The sequence below is a fragment of the Paenibacillus hamazuiensis genome (assembly GCF_023276405.1).
In the GTDB taxonomy this organism is placed as follows: Bacteria; Bacillota; Bacilli; order Paenibacillales; family NBRC-103111; genus Paenibacillus_AF; species Paenibacillus_AF hamazuiensis.
The window spans coordinates 732,209-758,104 of record NZ_JALRMO010000001.1; the positions used below are offsets into that span (position 1 = coordinate 732,209).

The following is a 25,896-nucleotide window of genomic DNA, read 5'->3' on the forward strand; positions in this document are numbered from 1 at the left end:
ACGGCAGGGATTCCTTGGTGGATAAGGAATCCCTGCCGTTTTTATTATTGCTTAGGAAATGATGCATGGCTAATTTTTGCAGATCACCGGGGGCTCCCCCAAAAGTACTCGGAATAGGCTGCAATGGTTCACTTCATTTTTGGGGGATTTGTTCTGGCCGCCATCTTAAGAAACGCCCGCCAGCTTGCCGCCGTCCGTTTCCCGCTGAAGCGGGACGGAGAATGAAACGGAGGTTCCCCAATTCCGTTTGCTGCGGACGACCAGCCCCCCGTCCTGGCCGTACGCCAGCTTCAGCCTGCGATTCGTATTGACAAGGCCGATATGCTCGCTCGGCTCGATATCGGCCTGCAGCAAGCCGCGCACCTGGATGAGCCGCTCCCGCTTCATGCCCAGGCCGTTGTCGACCACGGTGATGCGAAGGCCGGTATCGGACGTTATGATTTTGATCTTGATCCAGCTTTTCCCTCCCCTCTCCTTAATTCCGTGATAAATGCTGTTTTCCACCAAAGGCTGGAGAGTCAGCTTCAGCATTTTATAATGCTGAATGTCGCGGGGATCGTATTCCCAGACGATATCGAACAAATCGCGATAGCGGATTTTTTGAATTTCCAGGTAGCTTTTCGTGTAGCTGATTTCCTGCTCCAAAGTAACGATTTTGCCGGTGGCGCCGAGCGAATATTTCAGCAGATTGGACAAATGCTCCAGCATGTGATTCGCTTTGTTCGGTTTGCCTGTAAGCCCCAAAACGACCCAATAGATCGTTTCCAGCGTATTGAACAGGAAGTGGGGGTTCATCTGGGACTGCAGGGCGGACAGCTCCAATGCCTGCAGCCGGTATTTTTTTTCCGACAACTGTATTTGCAAATAGCTTTGCTCAATGAAGTTTTTGATCAGCTTCTGGGTGATAAAATCGTATTCGTTCGTTCCCTTGCTTTCTTTCAGCTCCGGCAAAGGAAGCCCGTTCTCCGCAGACTGGATGATGGACACCATGTTGCGGACATGCCTCAGATTTTGTTTGGTCAGCCAGTATGTGAGGGCAAGCCCGAGCAGAAAGGAGAGCAGCACGCAAATCAAGGTGAAGGTACCGAGCCTGAACGGAATTTGATTGAGCGAACGCTGCGCGGCGACCGAGTAATACGTCCATCCGTACTGGTTGGAATAGTCCGCCGGTGTCGAGACATAGTAGGATTCCCCGCCCTTTTGCAGCGTAAACGATTCCTTGGCTTGCACGACCTCGTTCCAATCGATATCGCGAAAGCTGTCCAAAGGCCGGCTTTTCAAAATAATCCGCTTTCGCTCGTCCGCGATCAATATGGCTTGTCCCGGATACGTTTCGATTGCATGAAGCAGCTTCTCGATGTAATCCGAATATACGTTAAGCACGATCACGCCGACCGGCTTCGCTTCCAGCACCGAGTATAAATTTTTATAAAACGTCGTCACCGCGACCGGCTTCTGGAACGAATATTGGCGGATTTGCCTCTGCTCGGTCCAAACGCCGCGGTTGTCCTGATTTTGCACGAAGTTGTCCATCCATTCGACGTCATGAAAACGGTCGAACTTGGCAAGTCCTTCGCCGCTGGCCAGAAATTGACCGGTATCGTTGCGCACATACACATAAACCGATTCGATGTAAGGCTTGGAGTTCACCGCGACGTTGATGTCGTTTTGCACGGTTTCCAGCAGGCGCAAATTGTCCAGCGTCAGCCTTTGGGCGCGCAGCAGCTGCTCCAGCCGGTACATGATTTCCGGGCTGCCGAATTTCAGCTTCAGCCCGTTCATATCGTTGAATATCATCTCCACATTCCGGTCGATTTGGCCGAACAGCTGGGCATTGCTCCGATTTAATTCTCCCTGGATGTACTGCTTCGTGATCAGGCTGCACAGCGTGCCCAAAATGATGATGGGGATGAGAAGCGGCACCAGAAACTGCAGCAGGTTCTGAACAAATAATTTGCTTTTCATACCGGCTCCTGCCCCGGCAGCCGGTTGTTGCGAAATTCGCGCGGACTGACTCCGTAAAACCGTTTGAACGTGCGGGTAAAATTTTTCGCCTGGCTGTAACCGATCAGTTCGCTGACCTCATAGGTTTTGTACCGGATGTCCATCAGCAGCTCGGCCGCTTTCTTCATCTTGATTTCGACGAGAAAGTCGGAGAAATACTGCCCCGTTTTATCCTTAAAATATTTGCTGACGTAAAACGGGTTCATATGGACGAGCGCGGCGGCTTCCTCCAGCGTAGCCGTCGCGTAATGCTCCTCGACATAAGCTTTGATGGCGGCGACGACTTTTCCGTCGAAGGTGGCTGCGGGTTCGGTCTTCTCCTCGTTTGCGGGCATCGGCTTCGATTTGTCGAGCTCCAGCTTCAGGGAGGAAAACGTGCTCAGCAGCTCGTTGTAGTTGGTAGGCTTCACGATATAGCCCTTTACGTCGTAGGCCAAGGCTTGCTTGGCAAACTCAAAATCCTTATGCCCACTCAAAAAGATAATTTTCGTCGGCAGCGACGCCTGGCGCAGCTCGCGGGCAAGCTCCAGCCCCGACATGACCGGCATTATGATATCGCAGAGCAGCACATCCGCCGGGTTCGCCAGCAAGTAATCGAGCGCTTTACGGCCGTTATCGAACTCCGCGACGAGTTCGAAGCCGATCTCATGCCAGGGGAAGTATTGGGATAGTCCGCTGCGAATCTCAATTTCATCGTCTACCAGTACGAGTTTGTACACCCACTGAAACCTCCCATCCATCTTCTGTAAAATAGCATATAAGATATGGACCGCTTCTCACAATATTTCCAATCTTTTTCTAATAAATAGAGTAGAAAACGCAAAAAAAGATACCTTTTGGTCGAATTTCGTCAAAAACGGATACTAAAACTGATGCGAGAAGACTTTTTTAAGGAAGGATTTCCTTATATAGTAAGACTGTATCCAATTTACACCAGAAATTCAATTGAATATAGGGGGATTTTTATGAGAAGACGCAACAAATGGATTTCGCTTTTATGCATTGCGTCATTGGTCGGTGTCGCCACCGTCGGCTGCGCTACTGCAACAGGTCCGGCTCAGGGAGCGGACGGAGGCAAGGGGAAAAAAGATGAGGTGACGCTGCGCTTCTCGTGGTGGGGATCGGAGGGGCGGCATAAGGCACTGCTTCAGGCGATCGATCTGTATATGAGCAAAAATCCCCATGTGAAAATCGAAGCCGAGTACAGCGGTTTCGACGGATATTACCAGAAACTGGTGACCCAATTTGCAGGCCGGACCGCTCCGGACCTTACGCCGCTTTCCGCCGACTGGATTGACGATATTGCGGTGAAGGGCGATCTGGTGCTCGACTTGAACAAGCAAAAGGACAATATCAATTTCCAGGCTTTCGACCAGCAGTTCATATCGAAATATGTCAATATCGGAGGCAAAATCGTCGGCCTGCCGATGGGCGTCAACGGTCTCGTCTTCTCCTACAACAAGGATTTCTTTAAAAAGTTCAACATTCCGGAGGACACGAAATGGAACTGGAACAACATTAACGAGATCGGCAAACGCGTGCATCAGCAGGATGCGAACGCCTACCTGCTCGGCCCGCTCGAGTTCCGCACGTTCCTGCAGCCTTATATCGCGCAGAAGACCGGCAAACAGTGGATCGGCGACGACCGGACGCTCGGCTTCGACGCCGCTGTGCTTACGGAGGCTTTTGCCTTTTACAAAAAGCTGCTCGACGACGGCGTCGTCCAGCCTGTCGCGGAAAGCAGCCTGTACACGGACTTTGCGAAAAACGTCGCCTTCCAGAAAGGAAATATCGGCGGGACGTTTGCGCTGGCTTCCAGCATTCCCAGCCTGAAAGCTTTTGTTCCGAGCCTCGACGCGGCGATGTTTCCGATTCCGGATGACGCGAAAGCGTCTGGCGTGCTCGTTATTCCAAGCAATCCGCTGGCGATCAACAAGGAAACGAAGCATCCCGAGGAAGCGGCCAAATTCGCCAGTTGGCTGCTGACGGACGTCGAATCGGCGATGGTTCTGAAGGATAATTACAGCGTGCCGCCGAGCGCAGCCAATGCCCAAGCTTTGGCGGACAAGCAGCTCATCGATCCGACCGTAGCCAAGGCGGTGAAGATCGCGCTCGAGAAGCCCGGAGATCCGGTCAACGGCATCAGCAACAACCAGGAAATCGCCAAGCTGACGAACGATTACATGCAGCAGGTTGCTTTCGGTCAGCTCACGCCGGATAAGGGTGCCAAAGAGCTGGTGGATCGGGTAACGGATAAGCTGAAAACGATCAAGTAAATAGCAGCGGCAGTCTGAGCCCACAGAAAGGTAAGGGGATCATTAATGAGCAGACAAACGGCGGCAATTACCCCTGCGGCAGGCGAGAGAGTGCTGGTCAAACGGTCGGCCAAGCGGTACGTGGGTTTGTTATACATCAGCCCTTGGTTGATCGGCTTCGTTGTGCTGACGCTGTATCCGTTTATCGCCTCGCTTTATTATTCCTTCACGGATTACAGCATGGTGAAGCAGCCGAACTTTATCGGTCTGGCCAACTATGTGACGATTTTTACGAAAGATCCGGACTTTTACCATTCGTTGAAGGTGACTTTTCTGTATGTGCTTATGGCGGTGCCCGGCAAATTGATATTTGCGCTGATCGTCGCCTTGATTTTGAGTGTCCCCCTGAAAGGCATTGGTTTCTTTCGAACAGTCTATTATCTGCCCTCGATTCTCGGGGGCAGCATCGCCGTCTCCGTGTTATGGCGGTTCCTGTTTATGCGGGATGGGCTTGTGAACAAGCTGCTTTCCTACATCTCGGTCGGACCTTTCGACTGGCTGGGCAGCCCGAATTTGGCGCTGTTTACGATCACGCTGCTGCCGGTTTGGGAGTTCGGCTCGTCCATGGTGCTGTTCCTTGCGGGTCTGAAGCAGATTCCCAAGGAGCTGTATGAAGCGTCCAAGGTGGACGGGGCATCTCGGATCCGCACCTTCTTCAGCGTAACACTGCCGATGCTGACGCCGGTCATCCTGTTCAACCTGATCATGCAGATGATCAACGCGTTTCAGCAGTTTACCGCGGCCTTCGTCATTACGAACGGAGGACCGGTCAAGTCGACCAATCTGTACGGGCTCATGCTGTACGAAAATGCGTTCCGCTTTTTCAAAATGGGATACGCGTCCGCGTTATCCTGGGTGCTGTTTCTGATCATCCTTGTATTTACGTTTGTGCTGTTCACCACCTCCAACCGCTGGACCCACTATGAAGACGGAGGTGACGGCAAATGAGCACCGGACGCAGCATGATCACCATCGTTTTGTTATCCCTGTTCGGCGTGCTGTTCATTTACCCGCTGTTATGGCTCATCTCGGCTTCGCTCAAGCCCAACGCGGAAATCTTTACGACCATCGGCCTTATCCCGTCAAAAATCGTGTGGGAATCTTACGTGAAGGGCTGGGTCGGGATCGGAAGAAACAATTTCAGCGTGTTTTTCGCCAACACGTTCAAGCTTGTCATTCCTGTCGTTGTGCTGACCGCACTCTCCGGGATCGTCGTGGCGTACGGCTTCGCCCGCTTTCGGTTTCCTTTCAAGCGGGTTTTGTTTATCCTGATGATCTCGACGCTGATGCTTCCGGATGCGGTCATTATGATCCCGAGGTATATTTTGTTCAAAAACTTCGGGTGGCTCAACACGTACTGGCCGTTTTATGTACCCGCGTTGCTCGCGGTCAATGCGTTTTTCGTCTATTTGCTGATCCAGTTTTTCCGGGGAATTCCGAGGGATTTGGACGAGGCGGCGGAAATGGACGGCTGCGGCAGCTTCGGCACGCTGGTGCGCGTGCTGCTGCCTTTATCGATGCCGGCGGTCATTTCGGTTTGCATTTTCCAGTTTATATGGACCTGGAACGAATTTTTCAACGCGCTCATTTACATCAACAGCGTATCGAAGTTTCCGGTGGCGCTCGGCCTGCGCATGGTGCTTGACAACGAAGGAGCGGTCAACTGGAACCAGGTGATGGCCATGTCGGTCGTCACGATTCTTCCTTGCGTCGCGGTCTTTTTCATGGCGCAAAAATATTTTGTGGAAGGCATTTCGACAACGGGCCTTAAAGGCTGACGGAAAGGATTGTTGGCATGAAACCGAACGTCATTGTGTTTTTTACCGATCAGCAGCGCTGGGATACGACAGGTGTTCACGGGAATCCGCTGGGGCTGACTCCCCATTTCGACCTGATGGCGAAATACGGTACCCACCTCGAATACACATTTACTTGCCAGCCTGTGTGCGGTCCCGCCAGATCGTGCCTTCAGACGGGGATGTATGCAACGACGACCGGTTGTTACACAAACGGAATACCGCTTAGAGAAAAACTCCCTACGCTCGCGCATTATTTTAACGAACACGGCTATGAAACCGGTTATATCGGAAAATGGCATTTGGCGGCGACCCGAACCGAGCCGGTGCCGAAGCATTTGCGCGGAGGCTACGGCTACTGGCTGGCCGCCGATTCGCTGGAGCATACGTCGGACGCTTACAACACCGTGATGTACGACAACGAGAACCGCACCGTCAAGCTGCCGGGCTACCGGGTCGACGCCATGACGGATGCGGCGATCCGCTTTATCGACGAGCGCAAGGACAAGCCGTTTTTCCTGTTCTTGTCCTACCTGGAGCCGCATCATCAAAACCACCGCGACGATTATCCGGCTCCGCTCGTATACCGCGATACCTATACGGGCCGCTACATCCCGCCGGATTTGGCGGCGCTCGGCGGAAACGCGCATCAGCAGCTCGGGGGCTACTACGGCATGGTGAAGCGGCTCGATGAAGCGCTCGGGCGCATCATGGACGCGCTCCACAGCCTGGACCTTACGGAAGACACGATCATCCTGTTCACGTCCGATCACGGCTCGCACTTCAAGACGCGCAACAGCGAATACAAGCGTTCGTGCCACGAGAGCTCGATCCGCATTCCGGCCGCCCTGTACGGCGGCTGCTTTACCGGCGGCGGCACGGTGAGGGAGCTGGTCAGCCTGGTCGACATGCCGCCGACCCTGCTCGAAGCGGCGGATATCGCCGTTCCGTCGCATATGCAGGGCCGCTCGGTCGTGCCGCTGCTGAGAGGCGACAAAGCGGACTGGCCGCAGGAGGTATTCGTCCAGATCAGCGAATCCGAGGTCGGAAGGGCGATCCGCACCCGCCGCTGGAAATACGGGGTGACCGCGCCGGATCGCGACCCGATCAAGGATCCGGGCTCGGAGCGGTACGTCGAGCAGTATTTGTACGACCTGCACGCCGACCCTTACGAGCTGACGAATTTGATCGGGATGGAATCCCATGCCGCCGTAGCCGAAAAGCTGCGTGAGCGGCTCATCCGGCGGATGACCGAAAGCGGCGAAGTGGCGCCCGTCATCGAGCCGGCGCCGGCGAAAGCAAGCGGGCAGCGCAAGGTGTACGAGCACGAATACCTCATGTAATAGCAAGCGGCCGCATCATTTGTCTTGTCTTGAGAACCCCGTTATGGGGTTCTTTTTAATTCCGAGTCCTGGTCATAGGCTTTGTCCGAAGGTGAAAATCAAGTTTCCCCGGCTGTTCTCGGAGACTCGGGTTAAGTCCCGGCCCTGAACGTAGCTTGTCATCATCTGTGACGGTTGTGGTAGAGCTTATTTGGCTCAAAATGCTCGTTTTCAAATTCTGACGGTTGCCAGCGAGCTTATTTGAAGGATTAACCGAACAGAGATTGCCATATTGCCCAAATAACCTCAACCAGAACCATTACAATTTTTAAAATCCGCAATTTTCCTGCAATAACCTCTGTGGCAACCGTTATAATTTTCGCATCCCATTCACTTTACAGCCAATAGTCGACGTTCAAGAAAATTAAAGTTTGTTAAAAATTTAAAGTGGAATAAGAACTTTACAAATTGTGGTATGATTGTATTGGAGTTTGGGGTTGCATAAACCAAGGAGTCTGGATGTGGAATCCTCCGGAACACGACGGCCGGATTCGTCCGGATCACATATCCGTACCCGTACCCGTTACTTGGAGACCGGGTGTAAATACTATTCGAGCAGAGGTTACAAGTAAGGAGACCGTATTCGGATGGGGATTTTTCCTTAAAAAAGGAATTCCTTGCTGAAGGAGGAAGAACTGTGATTATTTTTGCTTTCGGCGCTATATATCTGGTTCCGCTCTTTAGCTTTTTATTTGTATATACTTTGCTGAAAGCAATAGAGAAAATCGTTAATAAGCAGGGATATAACACTGAGTTGTTTTGGAGCTGTACATTTTTTGCTTTAACCATGTGGACTATTAGCGTAACGACAACATTAAATTGAACGGATACGGTTGCTCAGGATTCATATTTATACCAATTAACAATGAGGTTAGGTAATATGCAGAAAAAAATACGTTACTCATTATTGATTTTACTAATAATTACATTTATTGCTTTTACTTTTTGGACTAGAAGTAACGATAATAAGTATGTCGTTCCGGTAATAAATAGTTTCTACAGCGTTTTTATTAGTAAAGACTATTTAAATATGCCTAAATACACCAATTTTAGTAAATATGCGCAAAATTCAAATTTAACAGATGAAGGTAAGGCAAACTTGGCACACGGATTATTAAATAATGATCGGCATTGGTATGGAGAAATAAAGAGACAGACTATAAAAAGCATTGTTTGGAGAGGGATAAATAAAAGGAGTGCGACAGTTGCTGTAATAGCACTGGATGGATACGGAAAAGAACAAACTTATTATGATGAGGTTATTATTGAAAAGAAAGAGAACGGTTGGCTTATTACAGAGTATAAATCCGGTTCGCCATGGAGAACTATGAAGATGCCTTAAGACGAATCGGAAGACCCATAAGTTTGACATGGCTGTTGCCGACGGAAATTGAAACAATATTTCCCAAAGTTCGTCTTTATACATAGCAGGTGGAAAGGGTGGATGTTAAAACCCATTTATTACTGTCCATGAGGTGACCGATTTGAAGAGGATAGCAGGTACGCTTTTTTTGTATTTGGCGCTATTTGGATTGGTCGTTGGTTGTGAAGCTGCAAAGGTAAGTAACACTGAAGTCGCCACGAATACTAAAGCAAGCAGTTCTATAAATCTCACTGACGATGAAGTAAAGGATATTCTCAACGGGCTTATTCCGAAGGCAGTAAATATTTACGGAATATTTAACGGAAACGGAGCTTTCACAAGCGATGCGGCAAAAACGATTCCAGGTGAAGAAGAGTATTGTCTTATAACAGGACAGAACGGGTCTTCCTCTATATAAAGATTATGAAGGGCAGCTTTATGTAAACACACAAAATGGAGGACATGGATGGGCAGAAAAATTTCTCATTGATACCGCCAAGCTCAAAGGACAAAAAGGCAATGTTGCGGAAATTGAGTTAGACAAAACAACACTTGACCTGCCGCCTGAAAAATTGACCATAAGCATTGGATATGTAAATGATAAGTGGCTGATGGCATCGCCGCTTGTTAAATAAGAGAAAGCAGTGGAATTGCTATCGAATACTAAACGTAACAAACATAAGTCTGGGAGGGGGGATTTGGATGAAAGTTATAATCGGTGCAGGAAGAACAAGCTATGATGGTTGGCTCAGTACTCAAGAGGATCAATTGAATTTACTATCGTTGGAAAGCTGGAACATTTCAACCGGAGAGTATTGATGCGCTGTTGGCTGATGTGGACGCCAAAAAGCCGTTGATAATAAAAAATAAGCCCTGAGTGCAGGGGATGGAGGGCTGCCGTAAGCTTCATTATGAACGATCGGGAGCATTCGGTTTATTGTCAAGCGCCGGTTTGGAGAAAAACCAAACGCAAAATAAACGCGCTAAAAATAAAGAAACACATATTGTAATCCAAGTAATATACCATTCCCAGTATACATACTTGATTAGATCGGTGTATTTTTCGATAATAACTTCAACGCCGGACAAAACGGAGCTGAATCCGACATAATAACCAAGCTGAATCAGAGCGCCGCGTTTATTGGGATACCAAACATTAAAGGCGGCGCAAATGACCGGATACGCATAATGCTCATACGTGAAGCTCGTCCGGTTAACGGAAGCAAATAACCGAACAGGATATTCAAGCAGCCCCGTCTCTACAACCGCTAGTCCCGTAAGAAAAGTAATCACCTGAGTGAACAAAAAAGCGACGACCGCCAGTCGAATTTTATTTTTCGGAATGAAAAAAAGGATTCCTGTAGCCACCACGTACACGGATAATAAGATCCACCATTCCATTCTCATCGGATTTTCTCACGCTCCGCTTGAAATAAGGCGTTGTTCTTGAAAAACCAGTTACAGCAGACTTGGCTGGCGTAGAAAAGAAACCCGATGTAAATCCACATCCTATACCATGTTAAGAGCCCATATTCCAGTAAATCCGTATATTTCTCGAGGGTAACATCCAACGACGTGATCGCAGTGATCCAAATTAAAAAATACGTTAATCTGGACCACCATTTTCCCTTCACTCTCCTGTGAAAATAAAATATGGAAAACAAGACCGGATAAAAAAAATAATTGATCGTTATCGCGAGATCTGACGCTTTAGGGAACTCCCGGACGGGGGCGCTTAACAAATTGTATGTAAAGGCCGGTATATCACAGTTCCATATGATGGTTTGAAATATCATTAACGCGAGTAATCCCTCTCGCCGATTTTGGCGCGGAATAAATAAAATAAAACCAACAAAGCCGAGCAGCCACATACCGGCCAGGATCAATCGCTCCATGCGGTCAGTCCCCCTCCTAATCATGCTCCATACAGTAGCATGTTTAGTTCGTTCAATTTATATCCATAGCATCAAGATTTTGCATAATGGTTTTCAGTTTGAATTTGTAAGGAGTTGGAAAGAAGCATGCTCGGATTACCTAAAGGGAAAGTATTTCTTGTGCCTTGGACGTCGCAATGGGAAACGGAATTTTGGACGGAGAAACAAAGGATACAATCTGAAATTGGCGAGCGCGTTTCGGAGATTCATCATATTGGAAGCACCGCTATTCGAGGGTTGAGCGCCAAGCCGATTATTGATATCGCGATTGAGATTGAGCGGTTCGAGGAAGGAATCGAATGCGTTCCCGGCTTGGAGAAGCTGGGATACTCCTACAAGGGAACGAATGTACTACCGGAGCGGCATTATTTCAATAAAGGCGAACCTAGAACCCACCAAATACATATGTTCCAAAAAGGAAACGAACATTTGAAAAAACAGCTGGCTTTCAGAGATTATTTGAATCAAAATGAGACCGTTCGTTCCGAGTACCAGGAACTTAAAGAAAAGTTGTCCAAAGCTTACAGCGCCGACAAATTGGCTTACGCAGATGCCAAAACCGATTTTGTAAGCTCTGTTTTGAGACGACTTGATTTTGAAAATTAAAACCCCGATATGGGATTGGTGGCTGCGGCAGGTTTGGCCGGAGCGCAGTCTGCTGTGGCGCTCCTGACCGGTCGCCGTTCGGCCGTTTTCGGCTTATGAAAGGAAAACGGGCTTCTCATGGTTCGGTTCCATGGGAAGCCCGTTTTTGCTGCCGCGGCCGCTAGCCGGCAAGCCGGTCAGCAGCTTTCGATCAGCCGCGCCAGCAGCACGGTGCGCGCCGGAATTTCCGCGATGCGCACATATTCCAGCGGCGAATGCGCATGGTCGCCGCGCGCGCCGAGACCGTCCAGCGTCGGGGTGCCGACGGCCGCCGTGAAATTGCCGTCGCTGACGCCGCCCGTGGCGGTCTCCTCCAGCGTCAGCGCCAGCTCGGCTGCCGCGATGCCGCGGGCCAGCTCATACAGCGAAGCGATCGCTTCGCTGCGCTCCATCGGAGGCCGCGTCATGCCGCCGCTCACGCTGATTTCGGCGCCGGGCAGAAGCGGCGTCAGCCCGGCAATGGCGGCTTCGATCCGCATCGCTTCCTCCATGGTGGCGACGCGTACGTCGATGTCCGCTTCCGCGTGGTCGGCCACCACGTTGCTGCCGATCCCTCCGCGGATCACGCCGACATTTACGGTCGTTCCCCGCTCGTAATCGGTCATGGCGTGCAGCCGCTGAATTTGGCAGGCGAGCTCCTGAATCGCCGATACGCCGTTCTGCGGGTTCACTCCGGCATGCGCGGATATGCCCTTGACGGTCAGCTTGAAGCGGCCGCTGCCTTTGCGGGACGTCTTCAGCGCGCCGCTCGGCTCCATCGGCGGCTCCAGCACGAAAGCGGCGGCGGACTGCCGCGCCGCTTCTTCAATCAGGCCGCGCGATGTCGGGCTGCCGATTTCTTCGTCGCTGTTGATCAGCAGCAGGACTTTTTTGTCTGCGGGAAACCGGCCGGTATCCCGCAGCGCCTTCAGCGCAAACATCGCCTGCAGCAGACCGGCCTTCATATCGTAGACGCCGGGGCCGTAGGCGTTGCCGTTCTCGATGCGGAACGGGCGGCGGCCGGCTTCCCCGGGCGGCCATACGGTATCGTAATGGCCGACGAGCAAAATTTGCCTCGCGCCTTCGCCGACTTCGCACAGCAGCCGGTCCCCGGCGGCAGGATGAGGGATGCGGGTGACGCGCCCGCCGGTAAGGCGGGGGAAGAGCGCCGCGTACCAGTCCGCCATCGCGTCGCCCGCTTCCTTGCTTTTGGAAGGCGAATCCATATTGACGCTTATTTCAAGGAGCCTAAGCAGCTCGGGAAGGCCGGATTCGATATGTTCGGTTAGTGTTAATGACATAGCTGTAATGCATCTCCGTTAGTGGGATTGCGAATTGGAGCCGAACAATCGGTCCAAACCGTACACGCGCTCCAAGATGATGATAAAGATAAGGCTCAGCAAAATAACTACCGACGAAATCGAAGCGACCAGCGGATCGAGAGATTCCTGCATGTGGCTGAAAATCGCCAGCGGCAGCGTCGTCGTCGACGGGGATATCAGGAACAGCGAAACTGTCACGTTATCGAACGAGGTCAGAAACGCAAAGATCATTCCCGACATAATCGCCGGTTTAAGCAGCGGCAGCGTAATGTCCCGGAATACGTGAAACGGCTTCGCTCCCATAATATAAGCCGCACGTTCGAGCGTGTAATCGAAAGAGCTGAGTCCCGTCAGAACGAGGCGGACGACGTAAGGAATGGAAATCAGCACGTGCGCAAGCAGCAGGCCGATAAACGTTCCGGCAATTCCGATCCGCGTAAAAAACAGCAGCGCCGCGATCCCGATGATCAGCGCAGGTACCGTCAGAGGCGAAAGCATCAAACCGTTCAAAAATCCGCTGCCGCGAAACTTGTATTTATGCAGCGCCAGTCCCGCCAGCGTGCCGATGATCGTAGCGAAAACGGCGGTCAATGCCGCGAGCTCGAGACTGAACAGAAACGATTCCGTAAACTCGGGCCGGTCGAAAATTTTGACGTACCACATGCCGGAGAACCCGACGGGCGGAAACGACAAATATTTGACCGACGTGAACGAAGTCGGGATGACGACCAGCAGCGGAGAGACGACAAACAGCAAGACGATGAACGTAACGATGCCGAGCGGCCAGTTTCTTTTCGTCATGAGGAGAACACCTCCTTATAACGCTTCGTTTCCACGAGCCGGGTAAACAGGCTGACCAGAACGACCGTCGACGCCAGCAGCAGGAAGGAAAGCGCGGCGCCCATTTGCCAATTCAATTGGGTCATGATTTTCTCGTAAGCGATGACCGGAAGCACCTTCACCGATGTGCCGCCCATCAAGGCCGGTGTGACAAACGAGCTCATGGACAGGCTGAAGACGAGCGTCGAGCCGGCCAGCATGCCCGGCAGCGTCAGCGGCAGCACGACGGTGAAAAACGTGCGCAGCTTGCCTGCGCCCAAAATCCCCGCCGCTTTAAACAAAGAGCCGTCGATCTGGTATAGGCTCGTGGCGATCGCCAAAATCATGTAAACGATCAGCGAATCGGTCAGGCCGATCACGACGCCCAGCTCGTTGTACATCAGCTTGAGCGGCCGCTCTACGATGCTCAGCTTCAGCAGCGCGTTGTTGATGAGCCCTTTTTCGCCGAGAATGATAACCCAGCCGAAGTTGCGGATGACCACGCTCACCAGGTGCGGCGCGATGATCAGAAACGTAATAAAGCCGCGCATCTTGCTTGTCGTCTGAGCCATGAACATCGCAACCGGATAGCCGAAAATAAAGCAGGCGACGACCGTATACAAGCTGAGCTTCACCGTACGCCATAAAATTTGCAAATAATAAGGATCCTGGACCAGCAGCAAATAATTTTCGAATGAAAACTGTTCGTGTTTGTCTTGAAAGCTGAGCAGCAAAATGTACAGCATCGGCAGCAAAAACACGCCGAGCAGCACGACAAGCGCGGGAACGAGCAGGTAAAAGGCGGTGAGCTTCATGCGGCTGCGTTCCTGCTTCATTGTCCGTGCCCCTTTCCGGGGAAGACGAAAACGTCTTCAGGCTTCCACTCCAAATACACCGTTTGTCCCTGGGCAAAGGCGGCTTCCTGATGGCCGCTTTGTATGCGCACGGTCATCGCGTACCGTCCGACCCGGACTTCGCACTCCGTATAAGCGCCGAGGAATGAGGTCAGCTTTACGGTTCCCATGACCCGATTCGTATCGAGGGTTCCTCGGTTATCGGAGTAAATCGCGATTTTTTCCGGCCTGACATAGATCGATACATTGTCGCCGGCTTTGACCTGTGAGCTCTTGGATTCCGCGATCAAAGTCAGACCTTCATCGGTTCTCAGCGAAAGCTTGTTCCCGACCGCCTGCTCCACGACACCCGGCATCTTGTTGGACTTGCCTATAAACGTATGGACAAATTCGGAAGCCGGGCGGTTGTATATATCCCATGGCGTGCCGATCTGCTCAACCTTCCCGTGATCGAGCACGACGATGCGGCTCGACATATAAAGCGCTTCCTCCTGATCGTGAGTGACAAAAATCGTCGTGACCCCGATCTCCTGCTGCAGCCGCTTCATCTCGTCGCGCAGCTCCTCGCGCAGCTTGGCGTCAAGGTTGCTGAGCGGCTCGTCGAGCAGCAGCAGCGACGGCTCGGTGACGAGCGCCCGCGCGATCGCGATCCGCTGCCGTTGGCCGCCGGACAGCTGCTTCGGGTACCGGTCCGCGACATGCGGAAGCTTGACCAGCTCAAGCACTTTGCTTACCCGTGAGGCGATTTCCGTCTTGGGCACCTTCCGCAGCTTCAGTCCGTACGCGACATTTTCGAAAATGGTCATGTGCGGGAACAGCGAATACGTCTGGAACACCATGCCGAGCTCGCGTTTATTGGAAGGGACGCCGTTCATCCGCTTCCCTTTGATAAACAGCTCTCCCTGATCCGGCTCGAGGAAGCCGGCTATCATATTCAGCGTCGTCGTTTTTCCGCATCCGGACGGACCGAGAAAGGAGATGCATTCGCCTTTCTCGATCTGGATGCTGAAATCGTCGACAACCACATTGGAGCCAAATTTCTTCTGGATGTTTTTCAGTTCGACGTCAATGTGTTTGCTCACGTGGCATCACCTTATTTTCCGACTTTGGGAGCTACTTCCTTATTGAAACGGTCAAGCCACTCCGGCGTTTTTTGTCCGACGACCTCGAGATCGAAATTAACGACTTTGCCGCGGTCGAAGCTCAGCTTTTTGGCCAAATCGTCCGGAAGCTTGACATCGACGGCAGGGTTATAATACAGCTTGCTGCCGTACAGCGTTTGGATTTCATCCGATAACAAAAAGTCGATGAACAGCTTCGCATTCGGGTTTTTCGCGCCTTTGACGATGGTCGCTACGTTCGGAACGAGGTTGGAGCCTTCCTTCGGAATGACGAATTCCAGGTTCAGGCCCGCGTCCTTCTGTACGAGGCTTCTCGCCATCGTCCAGGTCGTGTAGGCCGCCGTCTTGTTTTGCATATCCTGCTGCAGCTGCGCGGAAGATTTGGCGAACGTCGGCATGTAACCTGCGATCGTCTTCAGCTTCTCGAAGCCGGGGTCCATATTTTTCTCGGAGCCGCCGTTCGCATAAGCGAGCATGATCAGCGCGGAGCGTCCGAAGTTGCTGGAAATTTCGGCGATGCTCAGGTTGCCCTTCATTTCCGGTTTCGCCAGATCGTTCCACGATTGGGGGACCGGCAGCCCCTTCGCTTTCACAATCTCTGCGTTGTACGAAATGCCCATCGGCGTAAAATTGACCGCCACCCCGCTGTTATCTTTGACCTTCAGCTCGGGGGCGACTTTTTTCATATTCGGAATATCTTTGTCCGAGAGCGTTTCCCACAGTCCTTCGACGCGGCCGCCTTCCTGCTCCCCGCCTTCGATCACCGTGACGTCGATTTGCGGCGAGGCCTTCTGCGCCTTCACCTTGGCGACGATTTCCGTGGATACGCCGGAAACGTAAGTCAGCTTCACATCGGGATATTTCGCATTGAACTTTTTGAAAATTTCATCTTTCATCAGCTGCTCGACCGTTGCCCCGTTGCCCGCGACAACAAGCTGCTTCTCGGGTGCCGTATTAGCCGGAGCCGTGCCTGCAGCCGCCCCTGTTCCCGTTCCGGCTTGATCCGCTTTCGGCGCAGGCGAGCCGCAGCCTGCCAGCACGGTACCGCACAAGGCGGCGACGGAAAGAATTGTACCCCATTTTTTCATAAGAAGTTCCTCCTCGTAGATGTTGGAAGTTTGTTCACTATATGTGAACGTTGTTTTCTATATGTGAATATGCTAAAATCTTAGCACGGGATCGTACCGCAGTGCAATCATTTTTTTTGTGTGATGTCACATTTGTTTACACAAGTGATTCTAGGAAAAAAACACCATTTGTGGTACACTCGTTTATTATGCCTTTGATTACGTCATTCGGCCTCGGTGCCCAATTGTAAGGAGCATCATCTGCATGGACAATCATTTATCCTCTGTCAAAAACAGCTGCAAGTTGTTGAAATTGTTTCTCGATTCCGGTAAGGAGCTAGGGGTCAGCGAGCTGAGCCGCCAGCTGCAGCTCTCCAAGGGAGCTGTGCACAAACTGCTGATGACGCTGGAGAGCGAAGGGTTTATTAAGCAAAACCCCGCCAATAAGCAGTATGCCCTCGGCTACACGTTGCTAGAGCTCGGCAACAAAGTTTTGATGAATCATAATCTCGTGGAATTCGCCAAGCCTTTTCTGCTCAAGCTGGCGGATTTGACGCAGGAGTGCATCTGTCTGTGCGTCAGAGACCAGTTCGATGCGATTTACGTCGACAAAATCGAATCCAAGTACCCGATCCGCTTCAACGTCGACGTGTACCGGCGCTTCCCGATGTACGCCACCTCCGCCGCAAGGTCCATCCTGGCTTTCCGCGACGAAAGCTTCATCGACCGCGTGCTGTCGGAGGACATTCGCACCTTTACCCCGTATTCTCTCACCCAACCGGTTGAGATCAGGGAGAGATTGGCTCTTATCCGCGAGAACGGCTATGAAGTCAGCTCCAACATGCGCAATGTCGGCGTGACCGGGATTGCCGCCCCCATCTATGATGCGGACGGTTCGGTCAACGCCGCGGTCAGCATCATCGGCCCCACGGACCGCGTGCAGCCTCATCTGGATTCATTTATCCGGCACGTGGTCGAAACGACCGGACAAATTTCGAATCAGCAAGGCTTCAGAGGAAAATAAGCGGACCATTTCAATCGATCCGCAACAAGAAAAAGCAAAGCCTTTCTCCAAGGGGAACATTCTCCGAAGGGAAGCGCCTTGCTTTTTTTGTTGCATAGAATTAAGGAAGCCAGGTGCTTGTTTGTTTTTCTGCTGCGAGCGGGCACCAATTCGGCGTCAGCCGAATCGTGCCGATCCCACATGTTCTGCATCGCAAAAACGTAAAGCGTGTCCGCCACAAGTTTTGCATAAGCAAAACCATGGCGGACAAAACGCGGGCCCGAGGCACATACTTTCTCCTCCGACACCCGCCCAAAGTAAAGCGTGTTGGGGAGCAGGCTTTTTACACGAAGGTAAAAAGCCGCTCCCCGACAAACGCGAACTAGCAGCGAGCACTCCCTCAAACCGGGCGGGTCCAGGGCGCAAGCGCCTGGGGTCCCCCCGGCGGGGGGATTTAGGGGGGCGCAACGGCGCAACTCAAGTGCACCACGCACAAAATGATATGTTCATGTTATGTTTTATGACAAATAGTCTGACATGACATTTACCCGCCGCTTTGCGCTCCGTTACAATGAAGAAAAAACGGAGGTGCATGAAGGTGGGTTCGAGATATGATGGGAAAGCTTGGAACGACAAGTTTTTGCCTGGTTTAAGCAAGGTGAAAGTCGCGCAAATTCCGAAGGACGAGGCGCTTGTCGTGCTGCCGGTAGGCGCGACGGAGCAGCATGGGCCGCATATGCCGGTGTTCACGGACACGTTGATCGCGGAAGCTTTCCTGACACGTGCATTCGAAGAGCTGCCCGATCATGCGCAGGTGTGGCTGCTGCCTCCGCTCGCGTTCGGCAAAAGCACCGAGCACGGCTCGCATCCCGGCACGATCACGCTGTCGGCGACGACGCTCATGCAGGTGCTGCTCGATATTGCGCGAAGCCTCGCACGCAGCGGGTTTCAAAAGCTGCTGCTGCTGAACACCCATGGCGGCAATACGGATTTGCTCAACATGATGGCCAGGGAGATCCGGATCGATACCGGAATGGCGGTGTTCCGGCTTGACCCCGGCTCGCTCGGACTCGGGGAGGGGCTGATTTCCTCCGCGGAAAAACAAGTCGGCATCCATGCCGGCGACGTGGAAACATCGATCGTGCTCGCCGTCAAACGGGAGTGGGTCGATATGAGCCTCGCCCCATGCGAGCTGCCCCGCTTCCCCGAATCGCGCTATTTGCAGTTTCGCGGCAAAGCGTTCGCCTGGGTCATGGACGATTTGTCCGAATCCGGCATCTCCGGGGACGCGACGCAGGCGACCGCGGAAAAAGGAGAGGCGATGCTGGCGCTCGGCGGAAAGCTGCTTGCCGAAGCGCTGCTGGAAATCTCCCGCTTTGAAATGTCCTCGCTAAAAGCCGCAGAAGCTGATCCGGCCGGTCTGACAACATCGGGGGTGATTTAATGGAAGTACGTGCCGCAGAACTTCCCGCCGATTCCTCCATCGAAACGTTCCCCTTTTTCCCGGGTACCGATGGAAAAACGCTCGTCCGCATGGACCATTTATCCAAAACGTACGCCAACGGCACGGTGGCCCTTCAGGATGTCAATTTGACGATCAAGGAGGGCGAATTTCTCAGCTTTGTCGGTCCGTCCGGCTGCGGCAAATCGACGATTTTCAAAATGATCGCCGGGCTCGGCGAACCGACCGGAGGCACGCTGGACATCCTCGGCATGACGCCGAAGGAGGCGCGCAAGCAAAGCGAAATCGCGTTTGTGTTCCAGGATCATACGCTGCTGCCATGGTGCACGGTTCAAGACAACGTCGTTTTGCCGATGGCGCTGAAAGGCATCCCGAAAAAGCGGCAGAAGGAAGAGGCGGAGCGGGTGCTCGAGCTGGTCGGCCTGAAGGACTATATGAAGGTGCTGCCGAGGCAGCTGTCCGGCGGCATGAAAATGCGCGTGTCTATCGCCCGGGCGCTTATTGCTAGGCCCAAGCTGCTTCTCATGGATGAACCGTTCGGCGCGCTCGACGAAATCACCCGTCAGACGCTGCAGGATGAGCTGCTCGGCATCTGGCGGCAGGACAACAAAATGACGGTGCTTTTCGTGACGCATAACGTGTTTGAGGCGGTATATTTGTCCACCCGGGTTATCGTCATGACGCCGAGGCCGGGCAAAGTATCGGCCGCCATCGATATACCGGTGCCGTTCCCAAGGGATGAAGCGTTCCGGACCGCTCCGGAGTTCGGCGAGTGGGTGCGCAAGGTATCGGGCGCTTTGAAGCATTAGCTTTTATTTTATGCATGGCGACAAGGAGAGAGGAGTGGGCAAACATTGGCTGTAGGCTGGGAAAAAGAAATGAGGGATCTGCTCGGGGAAGAGGGGCTCTTGCTCGATTCGGATTCGCGGGAGCGGTTGTCCAAAGATTATTTCTGGTATTCGCCGGTGCTGAACCGGAAGCTGAAGGATAAATCTGCGGACGGCATCGTTGTCCCGAAGGACGAGAAGGAGGTGGCGCTCGCGCTGTCGTTCGCGTACCGGCATCAAATCCCGGTGACGGTTCGGGGGGCGGGTACGGGCAATTACGGGCAGGCCGTTCCGTTGATGGGAGGCATTGTGCTCGATTTGAGCCGGCTCGATCAGATCGTCGAGATCGGCGACGGCTACGCCCGCGTCGGCTGCGGCGTGCGCCTCGGCACGCTGGAGAAGCGGGCGCGGGAGGTGGGGCAGGAGCTGCGCATCTATCCGAGCACCTTCGTTAAGGCGACGGTGGGCGGATTCGTCAGCGGCGGCTCAGGCGGCATCGGCTCGATCACGTGGGGCAACCTGTGGGACGGCAATGTGCTCGAAGCGGTTATCTACACGATGGAGCTGATACCCCGGCGTCTCGTCGTGCGCGGCAAGGAGCTGTACGATTACATCCACAACTACGGCACGACCGGCGTGATGACGGAAGTGACCGTGCCGCTTGCGCCAAGGAAAGAATGGACTCAGGCGATCGCCCAATTCGACCGGTTCGACCAGGCGGCCCAGTTCGGCGAGGCGCTGGCCAAAGACGAGACGGTCGGCAAACGGCTGATCAGTCCGGTGGAATGGCCGATTCCGTCATATTTCATCCCGTTTGTCAAAGTGCTCGAGCCCGGCGCCGCGGCCGTCCTGATGGAAATCGAGGACGGTACGCTGGAGCGGGTGGCGGCCATTGCCGGACGCTTCGGCGGCCGGATCGGCCATGTCATTGAAGCGGCGCAGTACCGCAAATCGATCGGTTTGTCCGATTTTACATGGAACCATACGACCTTGTGGGCGCTGAAAACCGATCCGACGATTACTTACCTGCAGGCCGGGTTTTCGCCGGAGAAGTACCTCGATCAAATCGCGCAAATCAAAAACGAATTCGGCGACGAGGTGCTGCTGCATTTCGAATGGATGAGGGGAGGGGGCCGGCTGACTCCGTCATCGCTGCCGATTATCCGGTACCGCAGCGAGGAGAGGCTGTACGAAATCGTGCGGTTTTTCGAATCGATCGGGGTCAGGGTGTTCGACCCGCACACCTGGGTGCTCGATCACGGAGGGCGCGGCGATATCGCCGGCATGCAGAGAAAGAAAGCGGAGAACGATCCGCTCGGCCTGCTCAATCCCGGCAAAATCATAACCTGAAGGGCTGGAAAGGAGATCAACTATGGCCATGGAAAACAGTCACTTGCAACGTTTGGCCGACGAAATCTATCCGGCGAGACCACGTGCGGCATGGACATATAAGCTGGATGGCCCGGGCGGCCGGGGGACGGCTGCATTGAAAGATGCTTTTTGGCGGATGCTTCCTCCGCTTGCCGCTTTTGTCGTGTTTATCGGCGGGTGGGAGATTATCGTCAAACTGCTGAATGTGCCGCCGTACCTGCTGCCGAAGCCTTCGGACATATGGAAGGCCGGTGTCGAAAACGCCGGGGGGCTATGGGTTTCCGTCTATACGACCATATCCGAAGCGGTGCTCGGCTTTTTGCTCAGCATTGCGGCAGGGGTATCGGGAGCGATTTTGCTGGCCAGCTCGAAAATGATCGAAAAAAGCGTGTATCCGTACGCTATCATCCTGCAGACGATCCCGATCGTCGCGGTGGCGCCGATCATCGTCATCTGGTTCGGGGCGGGCATGAACGCGATCGTGATCATCGCTTTTTTGATCGGCTTTTTCCCGATGCTGTCCAATACGCTGATCGGTCTTAACTCGACGGACCATAACATGAAAAATTTATTTTACCTGTATAACGCATCGCCGCTGCAAACGATGTGGAAACTGCGCATTCCCGCCGCGCTTCCGTATATCGTCGCCGGGCTGAAAATTTCCTGTACGCTGGCCGTTATCGGGGCCATCGTCGGAGAGTACATCGCCGGCATCGGCGGCGGCAAGGGCGGTCTCGGCTACGCGATCACCGTCGCTGCAGCGAGGCTGCAGACGCCGTACCTGTTCGCCTGCGGGTTATCCGCATCCGCTTTGGGCATCGCCTTTTTCCTGCTCGTGAACGGCTTCTCCAAATGGATGCTCAGCTCGTGGCACGAATCGGAAATGAGAACGGAGAATTGACCATGAGCATGGGCTGCGGCAAATTGCATTTGATCAACGCGGCGCTTCCGCTGACGGACGAACGCACCTTATTCGAATTGATCGCCGAGGACGGGCGGTGGACGCAGATCCGGCCGCAGACAGGTTATTTGGAAGCCGGACCGGATTACGCGGCCGTTTCGCAAGCCGCTGCCGATTCGTTTCGGGAGGATAAACGTTTTGCGCTTGATTTGGAAGGGAGGCAGATGCTTCCCGGTTTGGTTGATGCCCACATGCATCTCGACAAAGCTTATTCGCTGCCGAAGGTGGGCAACCGTTCGGGAACGCTGCTGGAGGCGATCCGCAATTACAAGGAAGCCGCTCCCGGCTTTACCAAAGAAGAAATCAAGGCGAGGATCCGCAAAGCTGCGCTCAAGGCCGTGTCGTACGGAACGACGGCGATACGCACCCATCTCGATTTCAATCTCGGTGCGGGCGCCAAGATCGCCTTCGATACCGTCCATGCGGCGCTGGAAGCGAAGGAAGAGCTGAAGGGTATCGTCGATTTGCAGCTGTTTCCGATGTGCCCGTATAACGGTGCGGTACCGGACAGAGGGGAGGTCGAGGAGGCTTTGAAGCTCGGGATGACCGGCATCGGCGGGGCTCCGCATTTGTCGGAGACGCCGGAGCGGGACATCGACCGGATTTTCGAGCTCGCCGCCCGGTACGGGGTGCCGATCGATCTGCACACCGACGAAAGCGACGATCCGGGAAAACGCACCGTTTCTTATATCGCGGATAAGACGGTGGAGTACGGCTACCAGGGCAAAGTGACGGTCGATCATCTGTGCGCCTTGTCGGCGATGGAAGACCGCGAGGCCGACGGGCTGATCCGCAAAATGGCGGACGCCGGGCTGTTTGCCGTTACGCTGCCGCCGGTCAACATGTACCTGCAGGGGCGGGGCGACCGCGGTCTGATCCGCCGGGGAACGACCCGCGTCCGCGAGCTGATCGCCGCCGGCGTGCCGCTGGCGTCTGCGTCGGACAATATCCAGGACCCGTTTCATCCGTTCGGCTGCGGCGACCTGCTGCAGATCGGGCTGATCACCGCATACGCCGCCCATATGGGCAGCCCGGCGGAGCTGCGGCATATTTTGCGGATGCTCACGGACATTCCCGCCCGTATCCTCGGATTGGAGCGATACGGGATTGCTGCCGGCAACCCGGCCGACTTCGTCGTCTTGGGCTCGCGCAGCGTAGACGAACTGTTCGCCGAACCGCCGGCCGACCGACTCGTCTACAAGCACGGACGCTGGCTTCACGTTTCTTTGCTGCAGCGCAGCGGTTTTGATTATTAAAATCAGCCATCACCACTATGAGGAGTGCATTCTTATGAAGATACTTGCGGGATTACGCGGCAAACGACCGTCTGTGACGATATTGGCATCACTTTTGGCGATTGCGGCGGTGCTCGGCGGCTGCGGCACGCAGACCGATACCAAGCCCGCCGCCTCGGGGGCGAAATCCGACGCGCCGGCAGCGGCCGCTCCCGAGAAAAAGCCGGTCGCCGTCACCCAGGTGACGAACTGGTTCGCCCAATCGGAGCATGGGGGCAATTATGCCGCCCAGATCAAAGGCTTTTACAAGGAAGCGGGCCTCGATATGACGATCCAGTCCGGCGGGCCGGGCATATCGGCAACGCAAATCGTCGCTTCGGGAAAAGCGCAGTTCGGCATGGGACAGGCGGATGAGGTGCTGTTCGCTCGGCAAAACGGCCTGCCGCTCGTGGCGGTCATGGCGATTTTCCAAAAAAATCCGCAGGGCATTATGGTGCACAAAGGCAAGGCGAAATCGATGGCCGATCTGAACGGGAAAAAGGTGTACGTCGGAAGCGGTGTTGCTTACTGGGAGTACATGAAGAAGGCATATAAGCTCGACAAGGTCGAGGAGCTCAAATATACCGGCCAGCTGGTCAACTTCGTGAACGACAACGATTCGGCCACCCAGGTGTACATCACGTCGGAGCCGTTTTCCATGCAGGAGCAGAAGGTCGATATCGATGTGCTGCTCAACGCCGATTTCGGCTACAATCCTTACGGCAACATCATGTACACGACGGAAAGCTTCCTGAAAGAAAATCCGGAGGCGGTCAAAGCGTTCGTCCAGGCGACGGTGAAGGGCTGGAATTATTACAAGGACAATTACAAGGAAATCAACCCGGCGATCAAGGAGAAAAACCCGGATACGCCGATCGAGAAGCTCGACTTCAGCGCCAAGGCGCTGCAGCCTCTCGTCTACGGCGACGATGCGGCAGCGGGTGGAGTCGGCGTCATGACCAAGGAGCGCTGGGAGACGCTGAACAAGCAGCTCACCGACCTCGGCTTGCTCAAAACCGCTATCGATGTGAGCAAGGTGTTTACGACGGATTTTCTGCCCAAAAAGTAATCGGCCAAACGGACGGGGAGCGATGGGAAGATGTACGATCTTGTATTCAGAAACGCCAGGCTGCACGGGGCCCCCGGCCTGCCTGCCGCCGATATCGCCGTCAGTGGCGGCACGATTGTCGCGGTAGGCTCCGTCCCGGAGGGTGCCGGCTTGCGCGAGATCGACGCGTCCGGACTTATGGCGCTGCCGCCGTTCGTCGAATCCCATATCCATCTGGATACGGTGCTTACGGCGGGCGACCCTTCCCCGAATGCGAGCGGCACGCTGTTCGAAGGCATTCGGCTGTGGCAGCAGCGGAAGCGCAGGCTGACCCGCGAGGATGTGCTGCAGCGGGCCGAAAAGGTGATCCGCCGCCTGGCGGCCGGCGGGGTGCTGCACATCCGCTCGCAGGCGGATATTTCCGACCCTCAGCTCACGGCGCTGCGGGCGCTGCTTGAGCTGCGGGAGCGGGTGAAGCCGCAAGTGAACCTGCAGGTAATCGCGTTCCCGCAGGACGGCATCGTCAGCTGCCCGGACAACCGGCACCGCCTGGAGGAAGCGCTGCGGCTCGGCGCCGACGGGATCGGCGCGATCCCGCACTGCGAGCATACGCGGGAGGACGGCATCGCCTCGCTGCGGTTTGCTTTTGAGCTTGCGGAGAAGTACGGCAGCTTTATCCATGTTTTTTGCGACGAGCTGGACGACCCGCACTCGCGGTACTTGGAGGCCGTTGCGGCAATGGCGCTGGCCTCCGGCCTGCGGGAACGGGTGACGGCCGCCCACGCGAGCGCGACGGGCTACTATGGCGAGGCTTATTTTCAGAAGCTGCTTGGACAGCTCTCCGCCTCCGGCATTCACATCGTCTGCTGTCCGCTGATAGGCAGCGCGATGCAGGGGCGCTTCGACGGCTATCCGAAAGGCCGCGGCATCGCACGGATCAAAGAGCTGTGGCAGGCGGGCGTGAACGTCAGCGTCGCGCACGACGACATCCGCACGCCGTTTTACCCGCTCGGCAGCGGCAGCATGCTCCAGGCCGCGCACATGGCCGTGCACCTCGCGCACATGACGGGCGCGGAGGAGCTCGAGGAGGCGGTGCGGATGGTAACGGTGCGGGCCGCGAAGGTGCTGCAAATCGAATCCCGCTACGGACTCGAAACGGGCAAGCCGGCCAGCTTCGTTTTGCTGCCGGCCGCCGACACCGCCGAGCTGCTCAGCGTGCAGCCGCCGTGCCGGTTTGTCGTCAGCGGCGGTACGGTTTTGGCGGAGACGAGCCGGCCCGAGACGGTGTGGCGGGAAGATTTTCTCGGGTAAGACGGGGCGATTGCTCCGGTAAGTATGGAATTATGGCC

General features: G+C 54.3%; 24 protein-coding genes. 15 read left to right on the forward strand and 9 right to left on the reverse strand.

The genetic code is table 11. The annotated features are described in order from the left end of the window. Positions 1-165 precede the first annotated feature (165 nt). Together MYS68_RS02960 and MYS68_RS02965 are read right to left on the reverse strand one after the other, a co-directional pair. Complete coding sequence (locus MYS68_RS02960; protein ID WP_248924393.1) at positions 166-1,965, reverse strand: cache domain-containing sensor histidine kinase; 1,800 nt, start codon at positions 1,963-1,965, stop codon at positions 166-168. Further along, the gene (locus MYS68_RS02965) at positions 1,962-2,723 is read right to left on the reverse strand and encodes a response regulator transcription factor (protein WP_248924394.1); all 762 of its coding nucleotides are present in this window, start codon (positions 2,721-2,723) and stop codon (positions 1,962-1,964) included. The genes MYS68_RS02960 and MYS68_RS02965 overlap by 4 nt, the downstream gene beginning before the upstream one ends. A gap of 246 nt (positions 2,724-2,969) precedes the next feature. On the opposite strand from MYS68_RS02965, the gene MYS68_RS02970 reads away from it, so the two are divergent. The 6 genes from MYS68_RS02970 to MYS68_RS02995 all read left to right on the forward strand — a co-directional run bounded on the left by MYS68_RS02970 (position 2,970) and on the right by MYS68_RS02995 (position 9,278). Further along, entirely contained in the window at positions 2,970-4,280 is a 1,311-nt protein-coding gene (locus tag MYS68_RS02970; protein ID WP_248924395.1) for an ABC transporter substrate-binding protein, read from the forward strand. A gap of 45 nt (positions 4,281-4,325) precedes the next feature. Beyond that, positions 4,326-5,267 (forward strand): carbohydrate ABC transporter permease, encoded by a 942-nt coding sequence (locus MYS68_RS02975; protein ID WP_248924396.1) that lies wholly within the window; start codon positions 4,326-4,328, stop codon positions 5,265-5,267. Then, on the forward strand, positions 5,264-6,097 hold the full coding sequence (locus MYS68_RS02980; protein ID WP_248924397.1) for a carbohydrate ABC transporter permease: 834 nt from the start codon (positions 5,264-5,266) through the stop codon (positions 6,095-6,097). The genes MYS68_RS02975 and MYS68_RS02980 overlap by 4 nt, the downstream gene beginning before the upstream one ends. Positions 6,098-6,114: 17 nt before the next feature. Continuing rightward, positions 6,115-7,458 (forward strand): sulfatase family protein, encoded by a 1,344-nt coding sequence (locus MYS68_RS02985; RefSeq protein WP_248924398.1) that lies wholly within the window; start codon positions 6,115-6,117, stop codon positions 7,456-7,458. 919 nt (positions 7,459-8,377) lie between these two features. Beyond that, the gene (locus MYS68_RS02990; protein ID WP_248924399.1) at positions 8,378-8,839 is read left to right on the forward strand and encodes a hypothetical protein; all 462 of its coding nucleotides are present in this window, start codon (positions 8,378-8,380) and stop codon (positions 8,837-8,839) included. A gap of 142 nt (positions 8,840-8,981) precedes the next feature. After that, entirely contained in the window at positions 8,982-9,278 is a 297-nt protein-coding gene (locus tag MYS68_RS02995) for a hypothetical protein (protein WP_248924400.1), read from the forward strand. Between the two features lie 491 nt (positions 9,279-9,769). Here the strand turns inward: MYS68_RS02995 and MYS68_RS03000 are convergent, their stop codons facing one another. Both MYS68_RS03000 and MYS68_RS03005 read right to left on the reverse strand, forming a co-directional pair. Further along, entirely contained in the window at positions 9,770-10,267 is a 498-nt protein-coding gene (locus MYS68_RS03000) for a CBO0543 family protein (protein ID WP_338043542.1), read from the reverse strand. Next, positions 10,264-10,755: a CBO0543 family protein gene (locus MYS68_RS03005; RefSeq protein WP_248924402.1), complete on the reverse strand. Its 492-nt coding sequence runs from the start codon at positions 10,753-10,755 to the stop codon at positions 10,264-10,266. Before MYS68_RS03005 ends, MYS68_RS03000 begins: the two co-directional genes overlap by 4 nt. 126 nt (positions 10,756-10,881) lie before the next feature. Here MYS68_RS03005 and MYS68_RS03010 point away from each other — a divergent pair, with 126 nt between their 5' ends. Continuing rightward, on the forward strand, positions 10,882-11,400 hold the full coding sequence (locus MYS68_RS03010; protein WP_248930797.1) for a GrpB family protein: 519 nt from the start codon (positions 10,882-10,884) through the stop codon (positions 11,398-11,400). A 176-nt stretch (positions 11,401-11,576) separates the two neighbouring features. Here MYS68_RS03010 and MYS68_RS03015 read toward each other — a convergent pair whose 3' ends face one another. Genes MYS68_RS03015 through MYS68_RS03035 form a run of 5 tightly spaced genes read right to left on the reverse strand, consistent with a single transcriptional unit; the run spans position 11,577 to position 16,622 of the window. After that, positions 11,577-12,719, reverse strand: a complete 1,143-nt coding sequence (locus MYS68_RS03015; protein WP_248924403.1) for a M20 family metallopeptidase — start codon at positions 12,717-12,719, stop codon at positions 11,577-11,579. 18 nt (positions 12,720-12,737) lie between these two features. Next, positions 12,738-13,541, reverse strand: a complete 804-nt coding sequence (locus tag MYS68_RS03020) for an ABC transporter permease (RefSeq protein ID WP_248924404.1) — start codon at positions 13,539-13,541, stop codon at positions 12,738-12,740. Further along, positions 13,538-14,395, reverse strand: coding sequence for an ABC transporter permease (locus MYS68_RS03025; protein WP_248924405.1), 858 nt, complete (start codon positions 14,393-14,395; stop codon positions 13,538-13,540). The genes MYS68_RS03020 and MYS68_RS03025 overlap by 4 nt, the downstream gene beginning before the upstream one ends. After that, entirely contained in the window at positions 14,392-15,495 is a 1,104-nt protein-coding gene (locus MYS68_RS03030; RefSeq protein ID WP_248924406.1) for an ABC transporter ATP-binding protein, read from the reverse strand. The genes MYS68_RS03025 and MYS68_RS03030 overlap by 4 nt, the downstream gene beginning before the upstream one ends. Before the next feature lie 11 nt (positions 15,496-15,506). Next, a complete protein-coding gene (locus MYS68_RS03035) occupies positions 15,507-16,622 on the reverse strand; it encodes an ABC transporter substrate-binding protein (RefSeq protein ID WP_248924407.1) in 1,116 nt (371 codons plus the stop codon). Positions 16,623-16,866: 244 nt separating this feature from the next. Between MYS68_RS03035 and MYS68_RS03040 the strand changes: the two genes are divergently transcribed. The 8 genes from MYS68_RS03040 to MYS68_RS03075 all read left to right on the forward strand — a co-directional run bounded on the left by MYS68_RS03040 (position 16,867) and on the right by MYS68_RS03075 (position 25,858). Continuing rightward, positions 16,867-17,625, forward strand: coding sequence for an IclR family transcriptional regulator (locus MYS68_RS03040; RefSeq protein WP_248924408.1), 759 nt, complete (start codon positions 16,867-16,869; stop codon positions 17,623-17,625). 571 nt (positions 17,626-18,196) lie between these two features. Then, positions 18,197-19,048 (forward strand): creatininase family protein, encoded by an 852-nt coding sequence (locus tag MYS68_RS03045; protein WP_248924409.1) that lies wholly within the window; start codon positions 18,197-18,199, stop codon positions 19,046-19,048. A gap of 89 nt (positions 19,049-19,137) precedes the next feature. Continuing rightward, on the forward strand, positions 19,138-19,875 hold the full coding sequence (locus tag MYS68_RS03050) for an ABC transporter ATP-binding protein (RefSeq protein ID WP_248930798.1): 738 nt from the start codon (positions 19,138-19,140) through the stop codon (positions 19,873-19,875). A 45-nt stretch (positions 19,876-19,920) separates the two neighbouring features. Then, on the forward strand, positions 19,921-21,243 hold the full coding sequence (locus MYS68_RS03055; RefSeq protein WP_248924410.1) for an FAD-binding oxidoreductase: 1,323 nt from the start codon (positions 19,921-19,923) through the stop codon (positions 21,241-21,243). Positions 21,244-21,265: 22 nt separating this feature from the next. Next, positions 21,266-22,165, forward strand: coding sequence for an ABC transporter permease (locus tag MYS68_RS03060; RefSeq protein ID WP_248924411.1), 900 nt, complete (start codon positions 21,266-21,268; stop codon positions 22,163-22,165). After that, positions 22,132-23,481: an amidohydrolase family protein gene (locus MYS68_RS03065; protein WP_248924412.1), complete on the forward strand. Its 1,350-nt coding sequence runs from the start codon at positions 22,132-22,134 to the stop codon at positions 23,479-23,481. The genes MYS68_RS03060 and MYS68_RS03065 overlap by 34 nt, the downstream gene beginning before the upstream one ends. 34 nt (positions 23,482-23,515) lie before the next feature. Further along, positions 23,516-24,568, forward strand: coding sequence for an ABC transporter substrate-binding protein (locus MYS68_RS03070; protein ID WP_275983418.1), 1,053 nt, complete (start codon positions 23,516-23,518; stop codon positions 24,566-24,568). Positions 24,569-24,598: 30 nt separating this feature from the next. Beyond that, positions 24,599-25,858 carry an amidohydrolase family protein gene (locus MYS68_RS03075; RefSeq protein ID WP_248924413.1) on the forward strand — a complete coding sequence of 420 codons (1,260 nt, stop codon included), beginning with the start codon at positions 24,599-24,601 and terminating at the stop codon, positions 25,856-25,858. Positions 25,859-25,896: the final 38 nt, after the last annotated feature.

Bases quoted from the DNA above. Each gene is read 5' to 3' on its own strand.
- MYS68_RS02960 (WP_248924393.1), bottom strand. From the start codon at position 1,965: ATGAAAAGCAAATTATTTGTTCAGAACCTGCTGCAGTTTCTGGTGCCG.
- MYS68_RS02970 (WP_248924395.1), top strand. From the start codon at position 2,970: ATGAGAAGACGCAACAAATGGATTTCGCTTTTATGCATTGCGTCATTG.
- MYS68_RS02975 (WP_248924396.1), top strand. From the start codon at position 4,326: ATGAGCAGACAAACGGCGGCAATTACCCCTGCGGCAGGCGAGAGAGTG.
- MYS68_RS02980 (WP_248924397.1), top strand. From the start codon at position 5,264: ATGAGCACCGGACGCAGCATGATCACCATCGTTTTGTTATCCCTGTTC.
- MYS68_RS02985 (WP_248924398.1), top strand. From the start codon at position 6,115: ATGAAACCGAACGTCATTGTGTTTTTTACCGATCAGCAGCGCTGGGAT.
- MYS68_RS02990 (WP_248924399.1), top strand. From the start codon at position 8,378: ATGCAGAAAAAAATACGTTACTCATTATTGATTTTACTAATAATTACA.
- MYS68_RS03000 (WP_338043542.1), bottom strand. From the start codon at position 10,267: ATGAGAATGGAATGGTGGATCTTATTATCCGTGTACGTGGTGGCTACA.
- MYS68_RS03005 (WP_248924402.1), bottom strand. From the start codon at position 10,755: ATGGAGCGATTGATCCTGGCCGGTATGTGGCTGCTCGGCTTTGTTGGT.
- MYS68_RS03010 (WP_248930797.1), top strand. From the start codon at position 10,882: ATGCTCGGATTACCTAAAGGGAAAGTATTTCTTGTGCCTTGGACGTCG.
- MYS68_RS03015 (WP_248924403.1), bottom strand. From the start codon at position 12,719: ATGTCATTAACACTAACCGAACATATCGAATCCGGCCTTCCCGAGCTG.
- MYS68_RS03020 (WP_248924404.1), bottom strand. From the start codon at position 13,541: ATGACGAAAAGAAACTGGCCGCTCGGCATCGTTACGTTCATCGTCTTG.
- MYS68_RS03025 (WP_248924405.1), bottom strand. From the start codon at position 14,395: ATGAAGCAGGAACGCAGCCGCATGAAGCTCACCGCCTTTTACCTGCTC.
- MYS68_RS03035 (WP_248924407.1), bottom strand. From the start codon at position 16,622: ATGAAAAAATGGGGTACAATTCTTTCCGTCGCCGCCTTGTGCGGTACC.
- MYS68_RS03040 (WP_248924408.1), top strand. From the start codon at position 16,867: ATGGACAATCATTTATCCTCTGTCAAAAACAGCTGCAAGTTGTTGAAA.
- MYS68_RS03045 (WP_248924409.1), top strand. From the start codon at position 18,197: ATGAAGGTGGGTTCGAGATATGATGGGAAAGCTTGGAACGACAAGTTT.
- MYS68_RS03050 (WP_248930798.1), top strand. From the start codon at position 19,138: ATGGACCATTTATCCAAAACGTACGCCAACGGCACGGTGGCCCTTCAG.
- MYS68_RS03060 (WP_248924411.1), top strand. From the start codon at position 21,266: ATGGCCATGGAAAACAGTCACTTGCAACGTTTGGCCGACGAAATCTAT.
- MYS68_RS03070 (WP_275983418.1), top strand. From the start codon at position 23,516: ATGAAGATACTTGCGGGATTACGCGGCAAACGACCGTCTGTGACGATA.
- MYS68_RS03075 (WP_248924413.1), top strand. From the start codon at position 24,599: ATGTACGATCTTGTATTCAGAAACGCCAGGCTGCACGGGGCCCCCGGC.